25 protein-coding genes and 1 pseudogene are annotated in these 23,348 nt (G+C 68.8%); 20 read left to right on the top strand and 6 right to left on the bottom strand.

Features of this window, described 5'->3' with window-relative positions; genetic code table 11:
- Positions 1-28 precede the first annotated feature (28 nt).
- The 4 genes from CR157_RS06975 to CR157_RS06960 are packed head-to-tail and all read left to right on the top strand — an operon-like array spanning position 29 to position 3,823.
- On the top strand, positions 29-1,240 hold the full coding sequence (locus CR157_RS06975; protein WP_110282742.1) for an ABC transporter substrate-binding protein: 1,212 nt from the start codon (positions 29-31) through the stop codon (positions 1,238-1,240).
- On the top strand, positions 1,228-2,232 hold the full coding sequence (locus tag CR157_RS06970; RefSeq protein WP_110282741.1) for a PQQ-dependent catabolism-associated beta-propeller protein: 1,005 nt from the start codon (positions 1,228-1,230) through the stop codon (positions 2,230-2,232). The genes CR157_RS06975 and CR157_RS06970 overlap by 13 nt, the downstream gene beginning before the upstream one ends.
- Positions 2,229-3,023: an ABC transporter ATP-binding protein gene (locus CR157_RS06965; RefSeq protein WP_181421987.1), complete on the top strand. Its 795-nt coding sequence runs from the start codon at positions 2,229-2,231 to the stop codon at positions 3,021-3,023. The genes CR157_RS06970 and CR157_RS06965 overlap by 4 nt, the downstream gene beginning before the upstream one ends.
- Complete coding sequence (locus CR157_RS06960; protein WP_373681003.1) at positions 3,014-3,823, top strand: ABC transporter permease; 810 nt, start codon at positions 3,014-3,016, stop codon at positions 3,821-3,823. Before CR157_RS06965 ends, CR157_RS06960 begins: the two co-directional genes overlap by 10 nt.
- Positions 3,824-3,829: 6 nt before the next feature.
- On the opposite strand, the gene CR157_RS06955 is transcribed toward CR157_RS06960, so the two are convergent.
- The 3 genes from CR157_RS06955 to CR157_RS06945 form a co-directional block, all read right to left on the bottom strand.
- The gene (locus CR157_RS06955; RefSeq protein ID WP_110282740.1) at positions 3,830-4,240 is read right to left on the bottom strand and encodes a c-type cytochrome; all 411 of its coding nucleotides are present in this window, start codon (positions 4,238-4,240) and stop codon (positions 3,830-3,832) included.
- 8 nt (positions 4,241-4,248) lie between these two features.
- On the bottom strand, positions 4,249-4,611 hold the full coding sequence (locus CR157_RS06950) for a hypothetical protein (protein WP_110282739.1): 363 nt from the start codon (positions 4,609-4,611) through the stop codon (positions 4,249-4,251).
- Between the two features lie 141 nt (positions 4,612-4,752).
- Positions 4,753-5,157 carry a hypothetical protein gene (locus tag CR157_RS06945; RefSeq protein WP_110282738.1) on the bottom strand — a complete coding sequence of 135 codons (405 nt, stop codon included), beginning with the start codon at positions 5,155-5,157 and terminating at the stop codon, positions 4,753-4,755.
- Positions 5,158-5,342: 185 nt separating this feature from the next.
- On the opposite strand from CR157_RS06945, the gene CR157_RS06940 reads away from it, so the two are divergent.
- Positions 5,343-6,290 carry a cobyrinic acid a,c-diamide synthase gene (locus CR157_RS06940; RefSeq protein ID WP_110282737.1) on the top strand — a complete coding sequence of 316 codons (948 nt, stop codon included), beginning with the start codon at positions 5,343-5,345 and terminating at the stop codon, positions 6,288-6,290.
- Between the two features lie 69 nt (positions 6,291-6,359).
- Positions 6,360-7,580, top strand: coding sequence for a toxic anion resistance protein (locus tag CR157_RS06935; protein ID WP_110282736.1), 1,221 nt, complete (start codon positions 6,360-6,362; stop codon positions 7,578-7,580).
- 23 nt (positions 7,581-7,603) lie between these two features.
- On the opposite strand, the gene CR157_RS06930 is transcribed toward CR157_RS06935, so the two are convergent.
- The gene (locus tag CR157_RS06930) at positions 7,604-7,915 is read right to left on the bottom strand and encodes a hypothetical protein (RefSeq protein WP_240569431.1); all 312 of its coding nucleotides are present in this window, start codon (positions 7,913-7,915) and stop codon (positions 7,604-7,606) included.
- A 157-nt stretch (positions 7,916-8,072) separates the two neighbouring features.
- On the opposite strand from CR157_RS06930, the gene CR157_RS22550 reads away from it, so the two are divergent.
- From CR157_RS22550 to CR157_RS06875, 12 genes are all read left to right on the top strand, one after another.
- A complete protein-coding gene (locus tag CR157_RS22550) occupies positions 8,073-8,249 on the top strand; it encodes a hypothetical protein (RefSeq protein ID WP_181421986.1) in 177 nt (58 codons plus the stop codon).
- 52 nt (positions 8,250-8,301) lie between these two features.
- Positions 8,302-8,955: an extensin-like domain-containing protein gene (locus tag CR157_RS06925; RefSeq protein ID WP_110282863.1), complete on the top strand. Its 654-nt coding sequence runs from the start codon at positions 8,302-8,304 to the stop codon at positions 8,953-8,955.
- Between the two features lie 112 nt (positions 8,956-9,067).
- A complete protein-coding gene (locus CR157_RS06920) occupies positions 9,068-10,369 on the top strand; it encodes an ATP-grasp domain-containing protein (RefSeq protein WP_110282735.1) in 1,302 nt (433 codons plus the stop codon).
- Between the two features lie 48 nt (positions 10,370-10,417).
- The gene (locus tag CR157_RS06915) at positions 10,418-12,445 is read left to right on the top strand and encodes a CocE/NonD family hydrolase (protein WP_110282734.1); all 2,028 of its coding nucleotides are present in this window, start codon (positions 10,418-10,420) and stop codon (positions 12,443-12,445) included.
- Between the two features lie 36 nt (positions 12,446-12,481).
- Positions 12,482-12,889 carry a VOC family protein gene (locus tag CR157_RS06910; RefSeq protein ID WP_110282733.1) on the top strand — a complete coding sequence of 136 codons (408 nt, stop codon included), beginning with the start codon at positions 12,482-12,484 and terminating at the stop codon, positions 12,887-12,889.
- 76 nt (positions 12,890-12,965) lie between these two features.
- Positions 12,966-14,345, top strand: a complete 1,380-nt coding sequence (locus CR157_RS06905; RefSeq protein ID WP_110282732.1) for an MFS transporter — start codon at positions 12,966-12,968, stop codon at positions 14,343-14,345.
- A 21-nt stretch (positions 14,346-14,366) separates the two neighbouring features.
- Positions 14,367-15,098 (top strand): sulfite exporter TauE/SafE family protein, encoded by a 732-nt coding sequence (locus tag CR157_RS06900; RefSeq protein WP_110282731.1) that lies wholly within the window; start codon positions 14,367-14,369, stop codon positions 15,096-15,098.
- Between the two features lie 79 nt (positions 15,099-15,177).
- Positions 15,178-15,771: a hypothetical protein gene (locus CR157_RS06895; RefSeq protein ID WP_110282730.1), complete on the top strand. Its 594-nt coding sequence runs from the start codon at positions 15,178-15,180 to the stop codon at positions 15,769-15,771.
- On the top strand, positions 15,768-17,120 hold the full coding sequence (locus CR157_RS06890; protein ID WP_110282729.1) for a hypothetical protein: 1,353 nt from the start codon (positions 15,768-15,770) through the stop codon (positions 17,118-17,120). The genes CR157_RS06895 and CR157_RS06890 overlap by 4 nt, the downstream gene beginning before the upstream one ends.
- Positions 17,121-17,306: 186 nt before the next feature.
- Positions 17,307-17,831, top strand: coding sequence for a retropepsin-like aspartic protease family protein (locus CR157_RS06885; RefSeq protein WP_110282728.1), 525 nt, complete (start codon positions 17,307-17,309; stop codon positions 17,829-17,831).
- 7 nt (positions 17,832-17,838) lie between these two features.
- On the top strand, positions 17,839-18,831 hold the full coding sequence (locus CR157_RS06880; RefSeq protein ID WP_110282727.1) for a YihY/virulence factor BrkB family protein: 993 nt from the start codon (positions 17,839-17,841) through the stop codon (positions 18,829-18,831).
- On the top strand, positions 18,828-19,901 hold the full coding sequence (locus CR157_RS06875) for an NAD(P)H-dependent flavin oxidoreductase (RefSeq protein WP_219999892.1): 1,074 nt from the start codon (positions 18,828-18,830) through the stop codon (positions 19,899-19,901). Before CR157_RS06880 ends, CR157_RS06875 begins: the two co-directional genes overlap by 4 nt.
- Positions 19,902-19,959: 58 nt before the next feature.
- Here CR157_RS06875 and CR157_RS06870 read toward each other — a convergent pair.
- Together CR157_RS06870 and CR157_RS06865 are read right to left on the bottom strand one after the other, a co-directional pair.
- Positions 19,960-20,211, bottom strand: a pseudogene (locus tag CR157_RS06870) (glutamate synthase-related protein); the annotation flags it as partial.
- A gap of 116 nt (positions 20,212-20,327) precedes the next feature.
- Positions 20,328-22,160 carry a monovalent cation:proton antiporter-2 (CPA2) family protein gene (locus CR157_RS06865; RefSeq protein ID WP_110282726.1) on the bottom strand — a complete coding sequence of 611 codons (1,833 nt, stop codon included), beginning with the start codon at positions 22,158-22,160 and terminating at the stop codon, positions 20,328-20,330.
- A 188-nt stretch (positions 22,161-22,348) separates the two neighbouring features.
- On the opposite strand from CR157_RS06865, the gene CR157_RS06860 reads away from it, so the two are divergent.
- The gene (locus tag CR157_RS06860; RefSeq protein ID WP_110282725.1) at positions 22,349-23,014 is read left to right on the top strand and encodes a cupin domain-containing protein; all 666 of its coding nucleotides are present in this window, start codon (positions 22,349-22,351) and stop codon (positions 23,012-23,014) included.
- Positions 23,015-23,114: 100 nt separating this feature from the next.
- Positions 23,115-23,294 carry a PLDc N-terminal domain-containing protein gene (locus tag CR157_RS06855; RefSeq protein ID WP_110282724.1) on the top strand — a complete coding sequence of 60 codons (180 nt, stop codon included), beginning with the start codon at positions 23,115-23,117 and terminating at the stop codon, positions 23,292-23,294.
- Positions 23,295-23,348: the final 54 nt, after the last annotated feature.

Below are 23,348 nucleotides of genomic sequence, written 5' to 3'. Positions count from 1 at the left end.
GGCAGCGCCGGCTGCCTGAGGAGCATGCATGCGGACCTTGCCACGTCCCCTCCGCTGGCTGATGACGGGGGGGCTCGCCGTTGGCCTGGGCTGGTCGGCGGCCTTGCCGGCCGACACCCCGGAGACCATCACCCTGGGCTACCTGGGCATGGAGCGGCCGGACGACCGGGAGCCACTCTCGGTGCTCGCCCCGGTACTCGACGACGAGGGCGTCCAGGGGGCCCGGTTGGGGATCAACGACAACAACGCCACGGCCCGGTTCCTCGACCAGGAGTTCGTGCTCCACGAGGCGGAGGTGTCCCAGGGCGGCGACGTCGGCGAGGCGCTGGAGAACCTCATCGACCAGGGCGCCGACTGGATCGTCAGTGACCTGCCCGCAGAAGGCCTGCTGGAGGTGATGGCCCACCCGGCGCTGGGCGACCGGGTGGTGTTCAACAGCCGGGCGCCGGATGACGAGCTGCGCGGGGAGTCCTGCCATCCCAAGCTCTACCACACCACCCCGAGCCGGCGGATGCTGGCCGATGCCCTGGCCCAGTTCCTCGGCTACAAGCAGTGGGATCGCTGGGGGCTGGTTCACGGCAACACCGAGGAGGATCGCATCCTGGCCGAGACCCTGAAGGCCGCGGCGGAACGCTATGGCCACCGTGTGGTGGAGGAGCGGATGTGGCCCCATGATCCCATGGCGCGGCGCGCCGAGGGCGGCTTCCATGCCATCCAGCGCGAGATCCCGGTGTTCGTGCAGGACCTGCCCGAGCACGACGTGCTGGTGATCGCCGACGAGACCGACTATTTCGGCGAATACTTCCCCTACCAGACCTCGGCGCCGCGCCCGGTGGTGGGCACCCAGGGACTGATCGCCACCCCCTGGCACCGAGCCCACGAATCCTGGGGGGCGGTACAGCTGCAGCGGCGCTTCGAGAAGCTCGCCGACCGCTGGATGACACCCCGCGACTTCGGCGCCTGGCTGGCGGTGCGCTCCCTGGGGGAGGCGGCGGCGCGTACCGGCTCGGTGGCACCCGATGCGGTGCTCGACTATATGCTCGGCGAGGAGTTCGAGCTCGCCGGCTACCTGGGCCTGCCGGTCAGCTACCGCACCTGGAACCATCAGCTGCGCCAGCCGATCCTGGTCACCGGCCCGCGCATGGTGGCGTCGGTGTCGCCCCAGGAGGGCTACCTGCATCCGCGCACGCCGCTCGACTCGCTCGGCGCCGACGAGGGGGAATCGCCATGCCGTTTCTGAGCCAACTCACGACTCCCGCCGGCAGGCCTGCCTCCCTGGGGCTGGCGCTGGGCATCCTGCTGATGCTGCCACTGGCCGCCCAGGCCGAGCGCATCTTCGTCTCCAACGAGAAGGACAACACCGTCTCGGTGATCGACGGTGACACCCTGGAGGTGGTGGAGACCATCGGCGTCGGCCGTCGCCCGCGCTCGATGGCCTTCAGCAGCGACGGCAGCGAACTGTTCGTGGCGGTGGGCGACGACGAGGCCATCGACATGATCGACCTGGAGACCCTCCAGGTGGTGCGCAGCCAGTCCTCCGGCGACGACCCCGAGGTGATCCGCGTCGACCCTAACCGGCCCTACCTCTATGTCTCCAACGAGGACGACAACATCGTCTCGGTGCTCGACTACGAGGCGCGCACCCGGGTCACCGAGATCCCGGTGGGCGTCGAGCCCGAAGGCCTGGGGATCAGCCCCGACGGTCGCTGGCTGGTCTCGACCACCGAGACCTCCAACATGGCCCACATCATCGACACCGAGGCCATGGAGGCGGTGCACCATCGCCTGGTGGGGGCCCGGCCGCGGCACGCCGAGTTCACCCATGACGGCCGCGAGGCCTGGGTCTCGTCGGAGATCGCCGGCATGGTGACGATCCTCGACATGGAGGAGACCTTCGACGTCAAGCACACCATTCGCTTCGACGTGCCGGGCGTGCCCCGGGAGACCGTCCAGGCCGTCGGGGTGGTGCTGACCTCCGACGGTCGCTACGCCTTCGTGGCCCTGGGGCCCTCCAACCGCGTGGCGGTGATCGACCAGCAGAGCTACGAGGTGCTCGACTACCTCCTGGTCGGCCAGCGGGTCTGGCACCTGGCGCTCAATGACGACGAGAGCCGGCTCTACACCACCAACGGGGTCAGCGGCGATGTCAGCGTGATCGAGGTCGACGGCCTGAGGGCGATCAAGTCGATCCCGGTGGGGCGCTTTCCCTGGGGGGTGATCGTCGAGCCGTGAGTGGACTCCCCGTCTCCGACAGGGACGACCTCTCCCGGAACGAGGAGGGCGGGCTCGCCCTGCAGGTTCGCGACCTGAGCTTCGCCTATGGCGACACGCCGGTACTGGCGTCGGTCTCCCTGGCGATTGCGGCGGGGGAGTTCGCGGTGCTGCTGGGCCCCAACGGCGCCGGCAAGACCACGCTGTTCTCGCTGATCACCCGCCTCCACGACCGCCGCCGGGGCGAGATCCGCATCGGCGGCTTCGACGTGCGCCACCAGGCGGTGCAGGCCCATGCCCGCATCGGCGTGGTGTTCCAGCAGCCGACCCTGGACCTGGATCTCAGCGTGGCCCAGAACCTGGCCTATCATGGCGCCCTGCACGGCATGGCCCCCCGTGAGGCGCGAGCGCGGGCCGAGGCCCAACTGGCCCGGGTGGGGCTCGCCGAGCAGCGGCGCACGCGGGTGCGGCAGCTCTCCGGCGGCCAGCGGCGGCGGGTGGAGATCGCCCGGGGGCTGCTCCACGAGCCGCGCCTGCTGCTGCTCGACGAACCCACCGTGGGACTCGACGTCGGCTCCCGCCGCGACCTGGTCGAGCATGCCCACCGGCTGTGTGCCGAGGAGGGGGTGGCGGTACTCTGGGCCACGCACCTGATCGACGAGGTCCGCCCGGCGGATCGCGTCCTGGTGCTGCACCGCGGCCGGCTGCGGGCGGATGGCCGGGCCGAGGAACTGGTCGCCAGGCTCGGCGTCGACACCCTGGGCGAGGCCTTCGACCGCCTGGTGGGGGAAGAGGAGGCACCATGCCCCTGATGCCCTGGCTGCACTGCCTGCGCGGCGTGGTCAGCCGCGAGCTGCTGCGCTTCCTGCACCAGCGCAGCCGCTTCCTGGCCGCCCTGGTGCGCCCGCTGGTGTGGTTGTTCGTGTTCGCCGCTGGCTTTCGCATGGCCCTGGGCGTGGCGATGACCGAGCCCTACCAGACCTACATCCTCTACGAGGTCTACATCGTGCCGGGGCTGGTGGGGATGATCCAGCTGTTCAACGGCATGCAGAGCTCGCTCTCCATGGTCTACGACCGCGAGATGGGCAGCATGCGGGTGCTGCTGGTCAGTCCCTTCCCGCGCTGGTACCTGCTGGTGTGCAAGCTGCTGGCCAGCACCCTGGTGTCGGTGGTGCAGGTCTACGTCTTCCTGGCCATCGCCTGGTGGTACGGCATCCAGGCGCCGCCGCTCGGCTACCTGTGGATCCTGCCGACACTGGTGGTCACCGGCTTCATGGTCGGCTCCCTGGGCCTGCTGCTATCGACCTTCGTGCGTCAGCTGGAGAACTTCGCCGGGATCATGAACTTCGTGATCTTCCCGATGTTCTTCCTCTCCTCGGCGCTCTATCCGCTGTGGCGCATCCGCGAGGGCAGTTACCTGGTCTACCAGATCGCCGCGCTCAACCCTTTCACCCAGGCGGTGGAGATGATCCGCTTCGCGCTCTACGAGCGCGTCAACCTCGAGGCGATCCTGATCAGCGTGATGGTGACCCTGGTGCTGCTGGGCCTGGCGATCCTGGGCTACAACCCCTCGCGAGGCATGATGGCGCGCAAGGGAGGCGGCGGCGACTGAGGGCGCTCAGGGTTCGGTGGCCTCGGGGTCGAGGGACTCGAGGAAGTGGATGATGCGCCGGCGCGAGCGTTCGTCGAGCCCCCAGAAGACCATGCGGATGCCGGGCAGGTAGTCGTCCGGGCCGGCCAGGAAGGCGTCGAGGGTCTCGGCGGTCCAGGTCAGTTCGGCCTCGCGCAGCGCCGGGGAGTAGTCGAAGTCCTCGACGCTGCCGGCCGGGCGCCCGATCAGGCCGTGCAGGCTGGGGCCGGCCAGGTGCTCGCCGGGGGCCAGGCTGTGGCAGCCCACGCACTGGGCGCGGAACAGGCGCTCGCCCTGGGCGCGCTCGGCATCGGCCATGGCCGGAGCAGCGACCAGCGTGGCAACGAGCGGCAGCCAGGCCGGAGTGGGCCAGGCGGTGTCGGGGACGCGGCGTGACACGGGCGTGGTCAGAAGCAGCGCAGGTTGGCGTCGGCCTGGGCCTGGCGCAGGGCCTGCAGCTGATCCTGCATGCCGCGCTCGGTGCGGAACAGCACGCCGAGTTCGCCGCGCTGATCCTGCATGCCGAGCACCGTCTCGACCTGCTCGTACTCCTCGTAGGAGAGGTGCTCGGCGATCACGTCGATGCTGCACGAGCACTTCTGCATGGTCAGGTAGCTGTTGCCGTTGGACGCCATGCACCCCAGCACGTAGTCCACCCGCGCCTCGGTGGGGTAATCGTTGGCCATGACCGGCAGCGCCAGCCCCGCCAGTAGCAGGGACAGGGCGCCCCGGCGAAGGAGGCCGGCCGGCTGCGTCCGACGTGTCGGCATCGTGGTTGTCTCCGGAGCCGTGTTGGAATGACAACCTTCAAGTTATGGCACTTCGCGGGGTTTTGCCACCGTCCCGGCATGACACGTCACGCCCGCCATCGTGGCCTGTCACCATGCCTTGCGATCCGCCACCCTGGCGGGTCATGGCTTGCCGGCATCACCGTCTCCCGGTTCCTGGTCCTTGATCTCGTAGTCCCCCTCCAGCACCTGCTGCTCGCGGTAACTGCCGCCGTCACTGCGATGCTCCCGGTAGCGGGTCTCGCGGTAGTGGAAGCCGGTGCCGACATCCTCGGCCTGTTCGGCGCGCATGCGCTCCATGCGTTTCTTCAGGCGGTAGCGAAGGATCGGCAGCATGGCCCAGCCGAGCAGCAGGAAGATCAGCCCCAGCACCATGGCGATGATCATCATGGCGCCGAACAGCAGCCAGGTGAGCAGCAACTTCAGGCCGTCCAGGGGGCCACCGGGGCGGGTCTGGCGGGCGCGTTCCCGCCACTGCCGGGCGGCCTGCCAGGCGGCGTTGTGGCGGGGCTCGTGTGGATCGGACATCGGGATCTCCCTGTGGTGGAGCCGGGCTCCTTGAATGGCTGCCCCTTGGAGGCCGCCCGGGGGTAATCGTTCCTGGCCGGCCCGTCGCCGGGTATCGCGATCTCGGTTCGCAAGGGGGTCGCGCGTTGTCGCCAGCGCCCTTACACTCAGGATATTCTGATATGGGTCGCCGGGTAGCCAGGTCTATGCTGGGGTTTCTGCAGGGATTCGCCTATGGGCTCTTCGTCACCTGCCTGCCGTGGTGCCTGGTGGGGCTGGCGAACCCGCGGCTGGCGGTGCCCACCGAGCGTCCCGGCCGCTGGCAGGTCTTCTTCCGCTATGGCCTGCTGGTCCCCTTCCTCAGCGTCCTGCTGTGGCTGACCTCGCTGTGGGGGGGCTTCGGGCCGAGCCTGGAGGGCTGGCTGGCGGGGCTGGCGGCGATCGCCGTGGAGCTCCCCCTCGAGCGACGCTGGCACCGCTGGCGTGCCCGTCGGCATCGACAGCGGCTCGAGGCGCGGCTCGAGGCCGAGGCGTCGAGCCGCCGGGCCGAACAGGAACGCGGGGCCCGGGAGGCGGGGGTGGCCGTGCTCGACCCGGCCCGGCCGCCCGTCGATGCCGATGAGGTGGTGCTGGCCCTGTGCCGCGCCAAGCAGGGGTTGCTCGATGTCAGGCGCCCCGATCTGGCCATCCAGGCCGACCGTCTCTTCAGCCGCTACCGCCACGTGCTGGACGTCCTGGCGGCTCGTTTCGAGCACGGCGAACTGGCCTTCGAGCGTGCCCAGGCCCTGGTCACCGAAGTGTGCCTGGGCGCGGTGGACAACCTCACCTCCATGGCCTCCCAGGCCAGAGGCGTGATGGGGGTGGACGGTGACTTCGTGCGCCGTCGCCTGGAGCGCGGGGGCAGGCGGCTGTCCGCCGAGGAGCGCACCGCCCTCGAGCGGCGCCTGGAGTTGATCGAGGGCACCGAGCGTCGCCTGGGCCGGCTCACCGCCCGCAACGAATCCGCGCTGACCCTGCTCGACGATACCGCGGTGGCCCTGGCGCGCATCGAGACCGGGCGCCCCCAGGCCTCGGTCGCCGCCGACCGGGCGCTGGAGGAGCTGCGCCGCTTCATCGGCCGGGCCGAGCGCTATGGGCGTAGCGACTTGGGCTAACGGTTCGTGTCGGAAAGACCGGCGGGCTCTGCTAGCTTGTAAGCAATGGCTTCAGTACAGCAGGTGCTTATGAATCAGCCACCCGAACGTGATCCGCGCCTCTCCCTGCCACCGGTGGAGGAGGTCGCCAGCGAATTGGCGAAGGCGTCTCCCTGGCAGGCCGGCGAGGAAGAGGAGGGTGAAGCCCCCGAGCTCACCGCCAGGGCCGACGCCTTCGTGGCGGAAGTGCTCGAGAGCGGCGACGACCCCTCCAGCCTGGCCCGGCAGCGCCGGGCGGTGGACGAGCTGGGGCTGGAACTGCAGCAGCAGGCCGCCCACCGCAGCGCCATGCTGAAAACGCCGCTGCGCAAGCTGGCGCACCACGGCGATGATGGCGGCCCGGTGGCGCGGGCACTGGTCGATCTGCGCGGCAGGATGCAGGCGCTGGACCCGCGCGGTCAGCGCCTGTCGCCGGGGCGGCTCGACCGGGTGCTGGCCAGGCTGCCGGGCGCCGGCAGCCGTCTGCAGCGCTACTTCCGCAAGTTCGAGAACGCCCAGCAGGCGCTGGACGCGATCATTGCCGACCTGGAGACGGGGCGCGACATGTTGCGTCGCGACAACCTGACCCTGGGCGACGACCAGGAGGCACTGCACGAGATCCTCGGGCACCTGCAGCACCAGGTCACCCTCGGGCGCTTGATCGATCGGCGCCTGCAGGACGCCATCGGCGGGCTCGACGAGGCGAGCACACAGCGCACCTTCATCGAGCAGGAGCTGCTCTTCCCCCTGCGCCAGCGCATCGTCGACCTGCAGCAGCAGCAGGCGGTATGCCAGCAGGGCGTGCTGGCCCTAGAGGTGATCATCCGCAACAATCGTGAACTGATCCGCGGGGTCGATCGGGCCATCCATGTCACCGTCTCGGCACTCACCGTGGCGGTCGCCGTCGCCCTGGCCCTGGCCAACCAGCGGCTGGTGCTCGATCGTGTCGAATCCCTCAACGCCACCACTTCCGAGATGATCGCCGGAACCGCCAGGTCGCTGCGCCAGCAGGGAGTGGAGATCCAGACCCGGGCGGCCTCGGCACAGCTCGACATGCAGGCCCTCGAACAGGCCTTCGGCGATGTCATGGCCGCGCTCGATGACCTGGCCCGCTACCGGCAGGAGGCCTTGCCGCGGCTGGATGCCCAGATCGACCGGCTGGCGGTGCTCGCCGACGAGGGCAGTGCGGCGATCGAGCAGCTGCGCCGGGGCGACGACGGGGCCCCGCCAGAGGCGGGCAGTGGCGGGGATGATGCCACGACGAAAGGGTAGAGGACGCCGAGCCCTGATGCGGCCTACTTGAAGTGGGAGGAGGCGTCGGCGAAGGCCTTGCGCAGGCGCTCCCACGACTCCTCCAGCCCCTGGCGCAGGGTGCTCCAGGCTGCCTCGCCGGTCTGCTGGAGCTCCTCGAGCAGCTCACAGGTCTCGTCGCGACGCCGCTTCAGGCGCTCGATGTCGTCATGGTACTTGACCCTGGCCTCGGCGCCGGCCTCCCGGGCCCTGGCGACCAGGAGGTCGATCTCGGCATTCCAGGCGTCGAGGTTGGCCTTCATTCTCGCGATGTAGTCGTCGCGCTTGCTCATGATCTTGCCCCGCGGGTGACACATGCCTCTCCTGTAATGATCGTTTTGCCCACCCCGGGTTCCCTTCGCTGCACGGCCGAGCCATCACCGCCACGGTTGTCGGCTCGACCGCCGCCGGCAGTGGTCAGCCGGCGGCGCAGGTCGTAAGCTCAGGGTGAAATGGTGAAACCGGACTTCCGCCATGCTCCTCATCCGCACCGCTCGCGGCGCTAGGCGCCGCGGGGCCACCCGTCGCCGTCAGCCGCGTCATCCCGGCAGGAGCGTCATCGACCGCTGGCTGGACCGCCTGGTCGATATCGCCGTGATCACCGCCCTGGTGGTCGGCGCCGTGGCGCTGGTGTTGACCCTCCTGCTGTAGAGAGCCCGTGCGCTTCCTGCTGACCCTCGCCCTGCTGGCCGGCCTTGCGGCCATGGCCTGGTGGCACTTCGGGGACGATGTGCCTCGGCATTGGCATCCTGGCAAGCCGCTGCGGGTGGACGATCCCCTGACACCGGTGAGCCGCTGGAAGCTGAGGCGGCTGGCAGACAATCGCGACGGCTGCCTGGCGGCACTCGACACGGTACCCGCAGGGGAGTTGCGCTATTCACCACTGGACGACCATGAGCCGGTGGCGGGCTGTCCGCTCGAGAAGGTGGTGCGGATGCAGGGGAGTGGAGTCGATTTCAATACCAGTTTCGTCGCCAGCTGCCCGCTGGCCCTGGCCTGGGTGATCTTCGAGCGTCAGCGACTGCAGCCCGCGGCCGAGGAGCTGTTCGGGACGTCGGTCGAGTCTGTGGTGCACTACGGCAGTTTCGCCTGTCGCCACGTCGCCGGACGCGACGAGGGCCGACTCAGTGAACATGCTTCGGCCGAGGCGCTGGATGTGGCGGCCTTTCACCTGGCCGACGGGCGTCGGATCACAGTGCGGAATCACTGGCATGACGAGGGGCCTCGGGGAGAGTTTCTGCGCGAGGTCCGCGACGGGGCCTGTGACCTGTTCGGCAATGTGCTGGGCCCGGACTACAACGCCGCGCATGCCGATCACTTCCACTTCGGCATGCGCGGCTACCGGTCGTGTCGTTGAAGTGCCCGCCCCGCCCCGACGGCGACCGTGGACTATGCTTCGAGGATAGCCGCCGGCCTGCCCGCCGGTGGTCCCATCGAGGAGGCGCCACCCACGGGTGACGAATCGTGACATGAACCAGAAGAATCTCTTCGTGGTGGGGCTGGACGATTTCAATCGACAGCGGCTCGAGACGCTGCGCGGCGCCGAGCACTATCGCTTTCACGGCGTCATCGAACCCGCGGAGGTCTACGAGACCGAGATCTTTCCCATCGGCGAGATGCTGGAGCGGGCCACGCGGGAACTCGAGGCCTTCGATGGCACCATCGATGGCATCGTCGGCTACATGGACTTCCCGGTGTCGACCATGCTGCCGATCCTCTGCGAGCGCTTCGGCACCCGCTCCACCTCCCTGGAAAGTCTGCTCAAGTGCGAGCACAAGTACTGGAGCCGACGGGTCCAGCGCGAGGTGATTCCCGACTTCATCCCCGCCTTCACCGCCTTCGATCCCTTCGACGATGACGCCCTCACGCGGATCGGCGAGGCGGGGCTGTATATCCCCTTCTTCGTCAAACCGATCAAGTCCTCGGGCTCCCGGCTGGGCTTCCTCATCGATAGCCCCGAGACCTTCTACCTGGCCATCGAGCAGCTGCGCGAGCAGATCGGCCTGATCGCCGACCCCTTCAACACGGTACTCGAGCATGCCCGCCTGCCGCCGGAGGTCGCCGCCGTGGATGGTCACTTCTGCATGGCCGAGGAGATCATCGGCGGCTGGCAGTGCACGGTGGAGGGCTACGTCTTCGAGGGCGAGGTCGTGAGCTACGGTATCGTCGATTCGCTGCGCTACCCCCAGGTGCTGAGCTTCTTCCACTACCGCTACCCCACGGGGCTGCCCGGCTATGTGCAGGAGAAGATGACCGAGCTGACGCGCACGGTCATGACGCATATCGGCTACGACAACGCTGCCTTCAATATCGAATACTACTGGGACGAGGTGCAGGAGCGGATCTGGCTGCTCGAGATCAACACCCGGATCTCCCAGTCGCACTGCGACCTGTTCGAGAAGGTCGACGGCGTCAGCAATCAGCAGGTCACCATCGACCTGGGGCTGGGGCGGCGCCCCGACATGCCCCATCGCGAGGGCGAGTTTCCCATGGCCGCCAAGTTCTTCTACCGGGTGTTCTTCAGCGATGCGGTGGTGACCCGGGTGCCCAGCGAGGCCGAGATCGCCGCCCTGAAGGCGGACTTCCCCGGCACCCTCATCGCGCTCCAGGTGGCGGTCGGCCAACGCCTGTCGACGTTACCCGAGCAGGACAGCTACAGCTATGCCCTGGCCCACATCTGGATGGGGGCGCGGGATGAAACGCAGTTGCTGGCCAACTACGACAGCCTGGCCTCGCGCCTGGGCTTCGAGTTCGACGACATCCAGGGTTGAGGACATCCAGGACCGAGAAAGACCACTAGGGGCAAGGAGAGCAGGGCCATGCGTATCGTGAACGACTTTCCCCGCCGGGTGCAGGAGGAGGAGACCTGGATACCCCTGGCGGATGGCACCCGCCTCGCGGCACGCATCTGGCGCCCGGTGGATGCCGAGCGCCACCCGGTACCGGCCATCCTCGAGTACCTGCCCTATCGCAAGCGCGACCTCACCGCCGAGCGCGATGTCCAGAGTCATCCCTACTGGGCGGGCCACGGCTATGCCGGGGTGCGGGTCGACATCCGCGGCACCGGCGAGTCCGATGGCGTGCTCACCGACGAGTACCTGCCCCAGGAGCTGGACGATGGCCTGGAAATCCTCGCCTGGCTCGAGGCCCAGCCCTGGTGCACCGGCGAGGTGGGCATGATCGGCATCTCCTGGGGCGGCTTCAACGGCCTGCAGATCGCCGCCCTGCAGCCCCCCCAGCTCAAGGCGGTGATCACCCTGTGCTTCACCGACGACCGCTACGCCGACGACATCCACCACATGGGCGGCTGTCTGCTGGCCGACAACCTCTCCTGGGCCTCGACCATGTTCGACGGCAACGCCTGCCCGCCGGATCCCAAACTGGTGGGCAAGCGTTGGCGCGAGATGTGGCTCGAGCGCCTGGACGGCAGTGGCCTCTGGCTGACCAAGTGGCTCGAGCACCAGCGCCGCGACGACTACTGGAAGCACGGCTCGGTGTGCGAGGACTACTCGCGCATCCAGTGCCCGGTGTATGCCGTCAGTGGCTGGGCCGACGGCTACTGCAACGCGGTGTTCCGGCTGCTGGCCGGGCTATCCGTGCCGCGCAAGGGGCTGGTCGGCCCCTGGGCCCACAAGTACCCGCACCTGGGCGTGCCGGGGCCGGCCATCGGCTTCCTGCAGGACTCGCTGCGTTGGTGGGGGCAGTGGCTCAAGGGCGAGGATACCGGGATCATGGAGGAGCCGATGCTGCGCGTCTGGATGCAGGAGTCGGCGCCGCCCTCGGCGCGCTACGACGTGCGTCCCGGTCGCTGGGTGGCCGAGCCGGTTTGGCCATCACCGAACATCGTGCCGACGTCCTTCCGTCTGACCGCGGGACACGACCTGCTGCCGGAAGACGACGCCGAGGATGACGAGGCCAGCCTGGATATCCGCTCGCCGCTGTCGGTGGGGCTCTACGCCGGCAAGTGGTGCTCCTACAATGCGCCGCCCGACCTGCCCCATGACCAGCGCGACGAGGATGGCGGCTCGCTGATCTTCCAGACGCCGCGCCTCGAGGCGCCGCTGGAGATCTGCGGCCAGCCGCTGGTCGAGTTGGAACTGGAGGCAGACCAGCCGGTGGCCATGGTGGCGTTGCGCCTTTCCGACATCGCCGAGGACGACAAGGCCACCCGGGTCTCCTACGGGCTTCTCAACCTCACCCATCGCGACAGCGACGAGGATCCCGAGCCGCTGGAGCCGGGACGCCGCTATCGGGTGCGGGTGCTGCTGAAGCACATCGCCCAGCAGTTTGCCGCCGGGCATGCCGTTCGCCTGGCGCTCTCCACCAGCTACTGGCCGCTGGCCTGGCCGGCCCCGGAACCGGCCCGGATCACGATCCGGCCGGGTCGCAGTCGACTGATCCTGCCGGTGCGGGCGCCGCGGCCCGCCGAGGAGGCGGCGCTGCCGGAGTTCGCCGAGCCGGAGGGCGCGCCCCCCCTGGCCAAGACGTTGCTGCAGCCGACCCAGGAGACCTGGCAGGTGATCCGCGACCTGGCCAATGACCGCACCACCCTGGAGGTGGTCAACGACGAGGGGCGTTACCGTCTCGACGACATCGACCTGGAGATCGCCGCCCGGGTCACCGAGCGCTATCAGTACGCCTACGGCAGCTACGACAGCGTCAGCGGCTGGACGGAGTGGCAACGCAGCTTCAAGCGCGGCGACTGGGAGGTGCACACCCTGACCCGCACGCTGATGACCAGCGATGCCGACAGTTTCCGTATCCGCGCGACCCTGGACGCCTGGGAAGGCGACACTCGCATCTATGCCCGGACCTGGGACGAGACCGTGCCTCGCGACCTGGTCTGACACTTCACCCCCGGCCCTGCCGGCAGGAGAGCGGCCATGCCGAGAATCACCGGCCTCGACCACCTGGTGCTGCGCGTCACCGATCTCGACGCCATGCTGCGCTTCTACTGCGAGGCACTGGGCTGCGAGATCGAGCGCCGCAACGACGACCTGGGCCTGATCCAGCTGCGCGCCGGTGCCGCGCTGATCGACCTGGTGCCGGTGGAGAGCGAGCTGGGGCGTCGGGGCGGGCCGGCACCCGGTAGCGCGGGGCGCAACCTGGATCACTTCTGCCTGCGCGTCGAGCCCTTCGACGCCGCGGCGATCCGTGCCGAGCTGGCCCCCTTCGGTATCGAGGTCGGCGAGGAGAAGACCCGCTATGGTGCCGAAGGCAGCGGGCCCTCGCTCTACCTGCGCGACCCCATGGGCAATACCGTCGAGCTCAAGGGGCCACCGCTGCCGTGAATGCTCGGCGCGCCCGATTTGCTGGTAGGCTAGGGGGCTGACGGGCCCCGGCCCCTGCATGGCAAGGAAGGCGCGCATGAGTGTGGTTCCAGCGGCTGCCGGCACATCGCCCCGGCAGCGGGCAACGAGAAAGGAAATCTTCGGCTGGGCGATGTTCGACTTCGCCAACCAGGCCTATACGCTGCTGATCATCACCGTGGTGTTCGGCGAGCTGTTCACCACGGTGATCGTCGGCGACCGCGGCGACGACCACCGGCTGGCCAACCTGCTGTGGAGCCTGGCGCTGGCGGTGAGCTACCTGCTGGTGGTGATCACCGGCCCCCTGTGCGGGGCGGTGATGGACTACCACGCCGCCAAGAAGCGCTTCCTGTTCGCTAGCTACCTGGCCACCGTGGCGACCACCGCCATGCTCTACTTCGTGGCGCCGGGCTATGTGGTGCTGGGCCTGGTGCTGATCGTGGTGTCGAACTACGCCTACTCCATGGGCGAGTCCTTCATCGCCGCCTTCCTGCCCGACCTCGGGCCCCCGGAGGACCTGGGCAAGATCTCCGGCTTCGGCTGGGCTCTGGGCTACGTCGGCGGGCTCTTCGCCGCCGGCTTCACCCTGGTGGCGCTGGGCGAGGCCACGGCGGAGAACTTCGAGCGCATCCGCTGGGTGGGGCCCTTCGCCGCCGGCTTCTTCCTGGTCACCGCCATCCCCACCTTCCTGTGGGTCAGGGAGCGCGGCACGCCGCAGCCGCCCGGCATGCCCTACCACCGGATCGCCTGGGAGCGGGTCGCCACCACCCTGCACGAGCTCCGGCGCTTCCGCGACCTGGGCATCTTCCTGGTCTCGCTGCTGTTCTCCATGGCCGGGGTCTACATCATCATCGCCTTCGCCTTCATCTACGGCGCCCAGGTGATCGGCTGGGACGAGTCGATCCGCAACCTGATGTTCATCATCGTGCAGATCACCGCCGCGGCGGGGGCGCTGGGGTTCGGCTTCATCCAGGACCGCATCGGCACCAAGGTCACCTACCTGATCACCCTGATGCTCTGGGTGGCGGCGATCTTCGCCATCTGGGCCACCCCCGAGGTCACCGCCTTCCTCAATGCGCGACTGGGGCTCGACTGGGAGGCGCAGCACCTCTTCCTGGTGGTGGGCTGCCTGGCCGGCCTCAGCCTGGGCTCGAGCCAGTCGGCGAGCCGCGCCCTGGTGGGGCTCTTCTCGCCAACCCGCAAGGCCGCCGAGTTCTTCGGCTTCTGGGGCCTGGCCAACAAGCTGGCCGGGGTCTTCGGCATCATCGCCCTGGGGCTGCTGCAGTCGCTGGTGGGCCTGCAGGCCTCGATCCTGCTCTGCGCGGCACTGTTCATCGTCGCCATCCTGATCTGCCTGGCCGTGAATCAGGCCCGCGGCCAGCAGGCGGCGCGCGACTGGGAGGTGCGCAACGGCCTGGAGCCGGCGAGGACGCCCTGAGTGTCGGCGCCGGATGTCGGGATGCTGGCATTGGTGGGTGTGACCTTCCTCGCCGCCGGCACCGTGAAGGGCGTGATCGGCATGGGCATGCCGACGGTCTCGCTGGCGCTGCTCACGGCGACCCTGGGGCTGCACTCCGCCATGGCGCTGCTGCTGGTGCCCACCGTCATCACCAATGTCTGGCAGGCGCTGGTGGGCGGCCGACTGGTGATGATCGCCAGGCGGCTGTGGCCCTTCCTGGTGACCTCGGTGCTGGCGGTGTGGCCCGGGGTGGTGGTGCTGGCCGGTGTCGATGTGCGTTGGCCGTCGCGGCTGCTGGGGGTGTTGATCATCGGCTATGCGCTGATGAACCTGGGCATGGCCCGACTGGTGCTGCCGGTGCGCCATGCGCGCCGCGCCGGGGTGATCTCCGGGGTGGCCAATGGCCTGCTGACCGGCATGACCGGCTCGTCGGTGTTCCCGGGTGTGGCCTATCTGCAGGCGCTGGGGCTGCCGAGGGACCAGTTGATCCAGGCCATGGGGATCCTGTTCACCCTCTGTACCCTGACGCTGGGCCTGGCCATGGGGGAACAGGATCTCTTGACCGGCGACCTGATGTTGACCTCCAGCCTGGCGGTGATTCCCGCTATCCTCGGCATGCAACTGGGCCAGCGGCTGCGCCGTCGGCTCTCGGCGGAGAGTTTCCGGCGCTTCTTCTTTTCCGGGCTGCTGGTGATGGGCGGCTATATCGTGCTGCGTTCCCTGAGCGGATAGCGGGCCGTGACGCAACGGCGGCTGAGGTGTCATAGACTGGAAGGATCCCGCCCAGCCCGGCCCACTGGAAGTTGCCGCCATGGACCCCGTCATGTTGCGTGCCGTCGAGCGCATCCTGGTCGTGCTGTTCGCCGGCATGGCCATCTATCTCGGGTATCGTCTGTTCCTGGCGGTGCCCGCCCACCGCGACAGCGACGGCAAAATGACCCTGCCCGGCGGCACCGAGGTAGTGCTGAACCGCGCCGCGCCGGGACTCTTCTTCGCCCTGTTCGGCAGCGTGGCCCTGGGTATCTCGCTCTACAGCGCCGTCCAGGCCACCTCGGCACCGGCCGTGACGACCGGCGATGCCCCGACGCTGGCCAGCTACTCGGGGCTAGGCCAGGACGCCGGTGGTATCGACCCCGCCCTGGAGCAGGCTCAGCTGCGCCGTCTCTTCTTCACCCTCAATGCCCTGGGCGACGCCTCCTCCGCGGAGGGCAGCCAGGCCGTGGCCGAGCGTGGCGACCTGCGCCAGGTGAAGCTGCGGCTGATGCGCGATGCCTGGCTGGACGCCTGGGGCGACCATGCCGCCTTCAGCGACTGGGCCAATGGCACCGACGCCCGGGGGGAGCCGCCGGATGCCCGTTTCTCCGAGCCGGCGGCCCTCTACCATCAGGGCAGGGACCGGCCATGAACGCCGGCTGGCGGCTCGGCCTGGCCCTGTCATGCTGGCTGCTGGCATCGCCGGCCGTGGGCATGGCCACCCTCTACGACGATACGACCCTGGCCTACTGGTCGCGCATCACGCCCGCGGACATTCGCCGCGTCCATGACGAGGACCTGTTGCCGGCATTCGAGGCCGAGGAGCGCGAGCGGCTGGCGGACGTCGAGCTGCAATTTCCGCTGCGCTGCCCGGTGCTCGCCAGCGAGCCGTTCTGCTACTACCAGCAAACCCTGGCCGATGGCCGCCGTCAGGTGGTGATGTCGGTGGCCTCGCTGCGCCTGTTCGGCGACCTCGCCCTGGCCATGGCCTGGTTGCAGCTCGAGGGACTGTCGATCGAGACGCCCGGCCAGTACCTGGCCATGCTGCGTCACCGCCGGCGCGAGTCGTTTCCCGACGATCGCTACCCGCCGCCCCTGGAGGCACTGGGGGTGCCCGATGACGTACGGGATCGGACGGAGGTGATGGAGCTCTACGGCAAGATCTTCACCTCCTCGGTGGTCTTCGTGCTGCTCCACGAACTGGGGCATGCCCTGCACCGTCATCCGGGCTACGGCCCCGAGGTATCCCGGGAGGCGGCACGCCGCCACGAGATCGAGGCCGACGATTTCGCCCTGGACGTCATGGCCCGGCTCGCCTATCCGCCGCTGGGCATGAGCGTCTTCTTCACGCTGCTGGCCCACTGGGAGCCCAATCGCTGGCACTTCGCCGACGAGGCGGCGTATCGGGCCCATCTGGCCGAGGCCACCCATCCGTTGACCTCGGACCGGCTGCGCGGGCTGGCGTCGGCCCTGGCCCAGCGCCGCGATGCCTTCGCCCGGGCCGAGCCGGACTTCGCCGCGGCCCGCGAGCGGATCGACGGCGTGGCCGCCGAGATCGGTCGCCTGGCGGATTTCATGGACGACCGCGACATCCAGGAGGGCATCGTGCGCCTTGGCCGTGCCACCGAACCGGCCGTCCTGCGGCCGCGGCGGGAGGGGGAGCCGGCCATCGCCCCGGCGGTGCCGGCCGCCGGGCTCCCCTTCGCCGGTACCTTCCAGGGCCGGCTTGGCGACGCCTCGGGGGAGCTGCCGGTATGGCTGGTGCTCGAGCGGCAGGGTGACCGGGTCCAGGGGGTGTTCACCTACGGGTTGGGCCTGGGTCATCTGGAAGGGGAGGTGTGGGCGGGGCGCCTGCACTTCGGCTGGACCCTGGGGCTGGAGCGGGGGCTGGGTGTGCTCGAGGCGACGGCGGACGACGAGCGACTGCATGGCAGCTGGGGGCGCGAGCGCTCCGCCGACGATGGCGGTTATTGGGAACTGTGGCGAGAGGAGCTCGAGTAGGGAAAGCTTGCCCCTGTGGCAACGACGAGGGAGGCAAGGGCATGCGTGGGCGGGGAAGGCCGACGCTTCGCGGCCTGCGTACAGGGGGGGCTCCTTGTCGGCGGGTAGACAGCGCCGGAATAGGTATCAATGCTGTAGTAGTGGCCAGCGGCAGCGGTCGCCGGGCCCAGTGAGGGAGGACGGCGGATGAGCGACGAAGACTCCACGCGGCGTGCCGGGCTCGGCATGATGCTGCTGTTCTGGGTGCTGTTCATCGGTTCCGGCACCTGGTGGTTCCAGGGTTACCTGGCAGAGCAGCGCAATCCCAACGCCCATCTGGCCACGACCGTGGCGGGGGACGGGGAACCGGTGATCCTGGAGCGCAACCGCGCGGGCCATTTCGTGGCCACCGGGCGCATCAACGGCGAGCCAGTGGAGTTCCTGCTTGATACCGGGGCCACCTACGTGGCCGTGCCCGCCGGCCTGGCCGACAGGCTGGGCCTGGAGCGGGCCGATTCGGCCTGGTTCAACACCGCCAACGGCCGGGTGCGCGGCCATCTCACCACCCTCGACGAGGTCAGCCTGGGGGGCTTTTCCGCCACCGAGGTGCGCGGCTCGATCAGTCCTGGCCTGGACGGCGACGTCGCCCTGCTGGGGATGAGCTTCCTCAACCGCTTCGACATCGAGATCCGTGACGCACGTATGGTCCTGCGCCCGGCACAGCAACCCTGAGGAGTCCATGTCGAACCACCCGAGAGGCCATCGAGCCGAGCAGCCGCGGGAGATCTCCGGCCCCGGCTGGCTGGACATCCTGTGGCGCGTCAAGCAGGAGATGAGCGACGACCGTATCACCATGCTGGCCGCCGGTATCGCCTTCTATGCCCTGCTGTCGCTGTTTCCTGCCATCGCGGCCGTCATCTCGCTCTGGGCGCTGGTGCTCGACCCCCAGGACATGGCACGCCAGATCATCGAATTGAGTCGCTTCCTCCCCCAGGGCGTGACGAACCTGATCGAGGAGCAGGCCCGCAAGATCGGCGACAACACCGATACCGGGCTGAGCCTGACGGCCCTGACCAGCCTGGTGATAGCGATGTACGTGGCCTCCAAGGGCGTGCGAGGCCTGATCGTCGGGCTGAACGTCGTCTACGGCGAGGACGAGCGCCGCGGCCTGGGCCACCGCACGCTGGTCATCGCCGGCCTGACCCTGGGACTGATCGTGCTGACCCAGGTCACCATCGTGTTCATCGCGCTCGTTCCCCTGGCCATCGGCATGCTCGGCCTCGACGACACCCCGGTCAGGGTGATCGGCTGGCTGCGCTGGCCGGTCCTGCTGCTGGTGATGATGTTCGTCATTGCCGTGCTCTACCGCTTCGGCCCCTATCGGCGCTCGCCGCGCTGGGAGTGGGTCAGCGTCGGCACCGTCACTGCCACCCTGCTGTGGTTGCTCGGCTCCGGTGGGCTCTCGCTCTACGTTGGCCATGTGGCGAATCTGGGCGAACTCTATGGCTCGCTGGGCGCGGTGGTGGTACTGATGCTGTGGTTCTGGCTCTCCGCCTTCGTCGTATTGCTCGGTGCCGAGATCAACGGTGAAATGGAGCGCCAGACCCGGCACGACACCACCATCGGCGAGTCGCGGCCCATGGGAGAGCGCGGCGCCCATGTGGCCGATACCCTGGGCCCGAGGCGCCGCGATCGCTCCAGCGACACGCCCGACCAGGGAGAGAACCCGTGATCCTCAAGCAACAGCTCGGCATCGACCTGCCCATCCTCCAGGCACCCATGGCGGGCGTGCAGGGGGCCGACCTCGCCGTGGCGGTCTGCGAGGCCGGCGGCCTCGGGGCACTACCCTGCGCCATGCTGGGGCCGGACGCCATGGCGCGTGAACTCGAAACCATCCGAGCGCGCACTCGCGCACCGCTCAACGTCAACTTCTTCTGTCATACGCCCCCCGAGCCCGACGCCGGCCGCCAGGCGCGCTGGCACCGGGCGCTGGCGCCCTACTATGCCGAGTTCGGCCTCGACATCGCGAGCGTGCCGGCGGGGGCGGGACGCCGGCCCTTCGATCACGAGGCCTGCGATCTGCTGGAGGCCGTCCGCCCCGAGGTGGTCAGCTTCCACTTCGGGCTGCCGGCGCCGGCACTGCTCGAGCGGGTCAAGGCCTGGGGCGCCACGGTGCTGTCGTCGGCCACCACGGTGGAGGAGGCCTTGTGGCTCGAGGCCCGGGGCGCCGATGCGATCATCGCCCAGGGGCTCGAGGCGGGCGGCCACCGTGGCCTCTTCTTCTCCGAGGATCTCACCACCCAGGTCGGCACCTTCGCCCTGCTGCCCCAGGTGGTGGCGGCGGTCGAGGTGCCGGTGATCGCCGCCGGCGGCATCGGCGATGCCCGCGGAGTGGCGGCGGCCCTGGCGCTGGGCGCCGACGCCGTGCAGGTCGGCACCGCCTTCCTGTGCTGCCCGGAGGCGACCACCACACCGATTCACCGGCAGGCGCTGATGAGCGAGGCGGCTCGCCACACGGCCCTGACCAACCTCTACAGCGGCCGCCCGGCGCGGGGCATCGTCACCCGCTTGATGCGCGAGCTGGGGCCGATGAGCGAGCTGGCGCCGGCCTTCCCCACGGCTGCGGCGGCCATCGCCCCGCTGCGCGCCGCCGCGGAAGCGCAGGGCAGCGGTGACTTCTCGCCACTCTGGGCCGGGCAGAACGCCAGTGGCTGTCGGGAGATTCCTGCCGCCCAGCTAATTCGTCAACTGGCCGAGGGGGTGGAACAAGCAGCCATCGACGAGGTGACGTATCGGCCATGACGCCGATCAGGCCCGATGGCGAATCTCCAGCACCTGGGCCGGGGGCCGGAAGCTGTCGGCCCGGCTTGGCGCCCTGGGAGAGCTTGATCTCGATCATCTTGACCTCAGGGCGCGCGGCATTCTCGGCGAAGGTCGCCGCATCGAAGCCTCCCAGGCGATCGCGACAGCCGAAATAGCCCGAGCCGATCTCCCACACCAGGTCACCGCCAGCCAGGTGATGGCGGGAGATTCCGCCTTCGCCGGTGTCGTGGTAGAAGCCGCCGCGCTTGGCTCCCTGGTTGAGGGCCTGGATGGCGTTACCGGAAAGGGCGATGGCGAGACCCAGCCAGCTCATCAGGTAGGCACTATAGCGCAGCGGGACGGGCCATCGAATACGAGTCGCCATTGGTGCGAGGTATCCGCTCGGCGCAAAGCCCGTATTGGCCCTCAGGGGTCCTGTCGTGCTTGGGGTGCATCGTTGCGCCGGGGTGCCGTGGTGGCGACTTCCTCGTCGGCTTCGTACAAGGCTTCCAGTTCCTGGGCGGCCTCCTGCACGGTCTGTATCAGTTTCTTCTCGTTGCCGAAGACTTCGAGCTGACGCATCAGCGCCTGCTCGTCGTGGGGACGGAAGGTGTCGATGGTGTGCTGTGCTTGTTCGTTGGGGATGCCCAGCTCGATCAGCACGTCGCGGGTGAGTTCCAGGCTGGCGGGCAGCAGTTCGCGCACGATGTCGTGGATGCCGGCGCGCATCAGCAGGTGGGCATGGTAGCGGTTGCGGGCCCTGGCGAAGATGCGCAGGTGCGGGAACTGACGCTTGACCTGCTCGACGATGCGCATCGAGGCTTCGATGTCGCCCACTGCCACTACCAGCACGCGGGCCTTGTCGGCGCCGGCGGCACGCAGCAGGTCGATGCGCGAGGCATCGCCGAAATAGACCTTGTTACCGTAGCGGCGCACGAATTCGACGTGATCGGCATTGATGTCGAGCACCGTGTAGGGAATCTTCAAACCCTGCAGCGCGCGGCCCATGATTTGCCCGAAACGGCCGAAGCCGGCGATGATGATCTGTGGCGCATCATCTTCGGGGCTGTCGTAGGCAGGCGTGGGCCGGGACTTGCCGAACAATGGCCGGATCCAGTGCAGGTGAGCCAGGAAGAGTACCGGGGTCGCCGCCATCGACAGCGAGATCACCAGTACCAGCAGGCTTACCAGTTCAGAGCCGAGCAGGGCGGCAGTGCCCGCCGCAGTCAGCACCACGAAGCCGAACTCCCCGCCCTGGGAGAGCAGCACAGCGAGATTGGTCGCCTCCCGCCAGCCGGTGCCGAACAGCCGTGCGGCCACCACCATGCTCAGCGCCTTGGCCAGCAGTAGGCCCAGTGTCAGCCCGACGATCATCCAGGGCTGCTGGGCGAGCAGCCCGAGCTGGGCGGTCATCCCCACGGCCATGAAGAACAGTCCCAGCAGCAGGCCGCGGAAGGGCTCGATATCCGCCTCGATGTTGTGGCGATATTCCGAGTCGGCGAGCAGTACCCCGGCGATGAAGGCCCCCATCGCCATCGACAGGCCGGCGATCTCCATCAGCAGGGCAGAGCCGATCACTACCAGCAGGGTGGTGGCGGCGAAGACCTCGCGGCTGCGGGTGCTCGCCGCCAGGCGGAACAGTGGACGCAGCAGATACCGGCCAACGATGATCAGTCCGAGGAAGGCACCCGCGGCGAGCAGGATCTCGCCCAGCAGCGGTGCGACGCCATCGGCGATCAAGGATCCGGCGGCGAGGATGGGGATGACAGCCAGGACCGGGATCGCCGCCATGTCCTGGAACAGCAGCAGCGCGAAGGCATGGCGCCCATGACGGGCCTGCAGCTCCTTGCGCTCGCCCAGCAGGTGCAGCACCAGCGGTGTGGAGCAGAGCCCCAGGCTGAAGCCGACCACCAGGGCCGCAACGGGGGGAAGGCCCAGCCACCAGGCGCCTGTCGCCAGGAGTACGGTAGTCACGGCGACCTGCAGACTGCCGAAGCCGAACACCGCCTTGCGCATCACCCTGAGACGCGCCGGCTTGAGCTCGAGGCCGATCACGAATAGCAGGAAGACGATGCCCACCTGGGCGAACTGCAGCACGCCCTCGGCATCCGGCACAAGCCCCAGTACCGATGGGCCGATCACGACTCCTGCGGCCAGGTAGCCCAGCACCTCGCCGAGCCCCAGGCGCTTGAATACCGGCACGATCAGTACCGCCGCGGCAAGGAAGATCAGGGCGTTGAACAGCAGTCCGGTGGCCAAGGGTGACTCCTTCTTCGAGGTGGCGAGGGGGCCCCATTCTACCCGAGCGGGGGCTGCTTATTGATAAGCAAGCACCGGGCCAACCGGACGGCCGAGGCCGGGAACGCCTGGCGGGCCCCGGGGTCCGACATCCTGAACATCAGCGAGGCGCCACGGCTCCGGCGAGCCGGTAGCGAGAGGAGAGCACCATGCGACTCAATGCCGACTTCTCCCGGCGGGCGGTGGTCACGCCCGAGGCCTACCGCTGGGTGGACTCGCCCACGCCCGGCGTGGAGCGGATGATGTTGGATCGCGTCGGCGAGGAGGTAGCCCGTGCCACTTCGCTGGTGCGCTATGCACCGAACAGCACCTTCCCGACCCATGAGCACGGCGGCGGCGAGGAGATCCTGGTGCTCGAGGGCGAGTTCGCCGATGAACATGGCAGATACCCGGTGGGAACGTACCTGCGCAATCCCATCGGCACCGCCCATGCGCCGAGGGTCGGTGAGCAGGGGGCACTCATCTTCGTCAAGCTGCACCAGTTCTCTCCGTCAGACAGCGCACGGAAGGTCATCGATACCCGCACGGCCGACTGGCAGCCGGGGCAGGAGAAGGGGCTCGAGGTGATGCCCCTCCACGAGTTCCGAAACGAGCACGTGGCACTGGAGCGCTGGGCGCCGAATCTGCGTCTCGCCCCGCGAGAATACCGGGGCGGCGCGGAGGTCCTGGTACTGGAGGGTTCCTTCCACGACGAGCACGGCAGTTACCCGGCTGGCAGCTGGCTGCGCAGCCCGCACGGGAGCCGGCACACGCCCCGCACCGGGGCGGACGGGGCCCTCGTCTATATCAAGGCGGGCCATCTGCCACCCGGCTGAACGCGGCTCGACTTGGCGGTCACCGATTCCGATTGTGCCGGGTCATGAAGATATGCTACCCATGATCGGCCAACCCATTGAACTGCAAAGGAGCATGCATATGGGCATCGAAGTGGGCGGCCTGCTGGGCCTGATCTGGTTGATCATCGTCATCTGGGCCATCGTCAAGGTCGCCAAGAGTTCGGCGGGAGGGGTCGCCAAGCTGCTGTGGATCCTGATCCTGCTGTTCTTCCCCGTGTTGGGCCTGATCATCTGGCTGTTGCTCGGACCCAAGGGGTAGCGGTTCCTCAGGCGTCATCCTTCCTCGTCGGCGGGTGCCTCGCGGTCCAGCAGG

It is taken from the genome of Halomonas sp. LBP4 (genome assembly GCF_003202205.1).
Classification (GTDB): Bacteria; Pseudomonadota; Gammaproteobacteria; order Pseudomonadales; family Halomonadaceae; genus Halomonas; species Halomonas flagellata.
The sequence above is the reverse complement of the archived record's forward strand: the minus strand, read 5'-3'. Positions and strand labels throughout refer to the sequence as shown.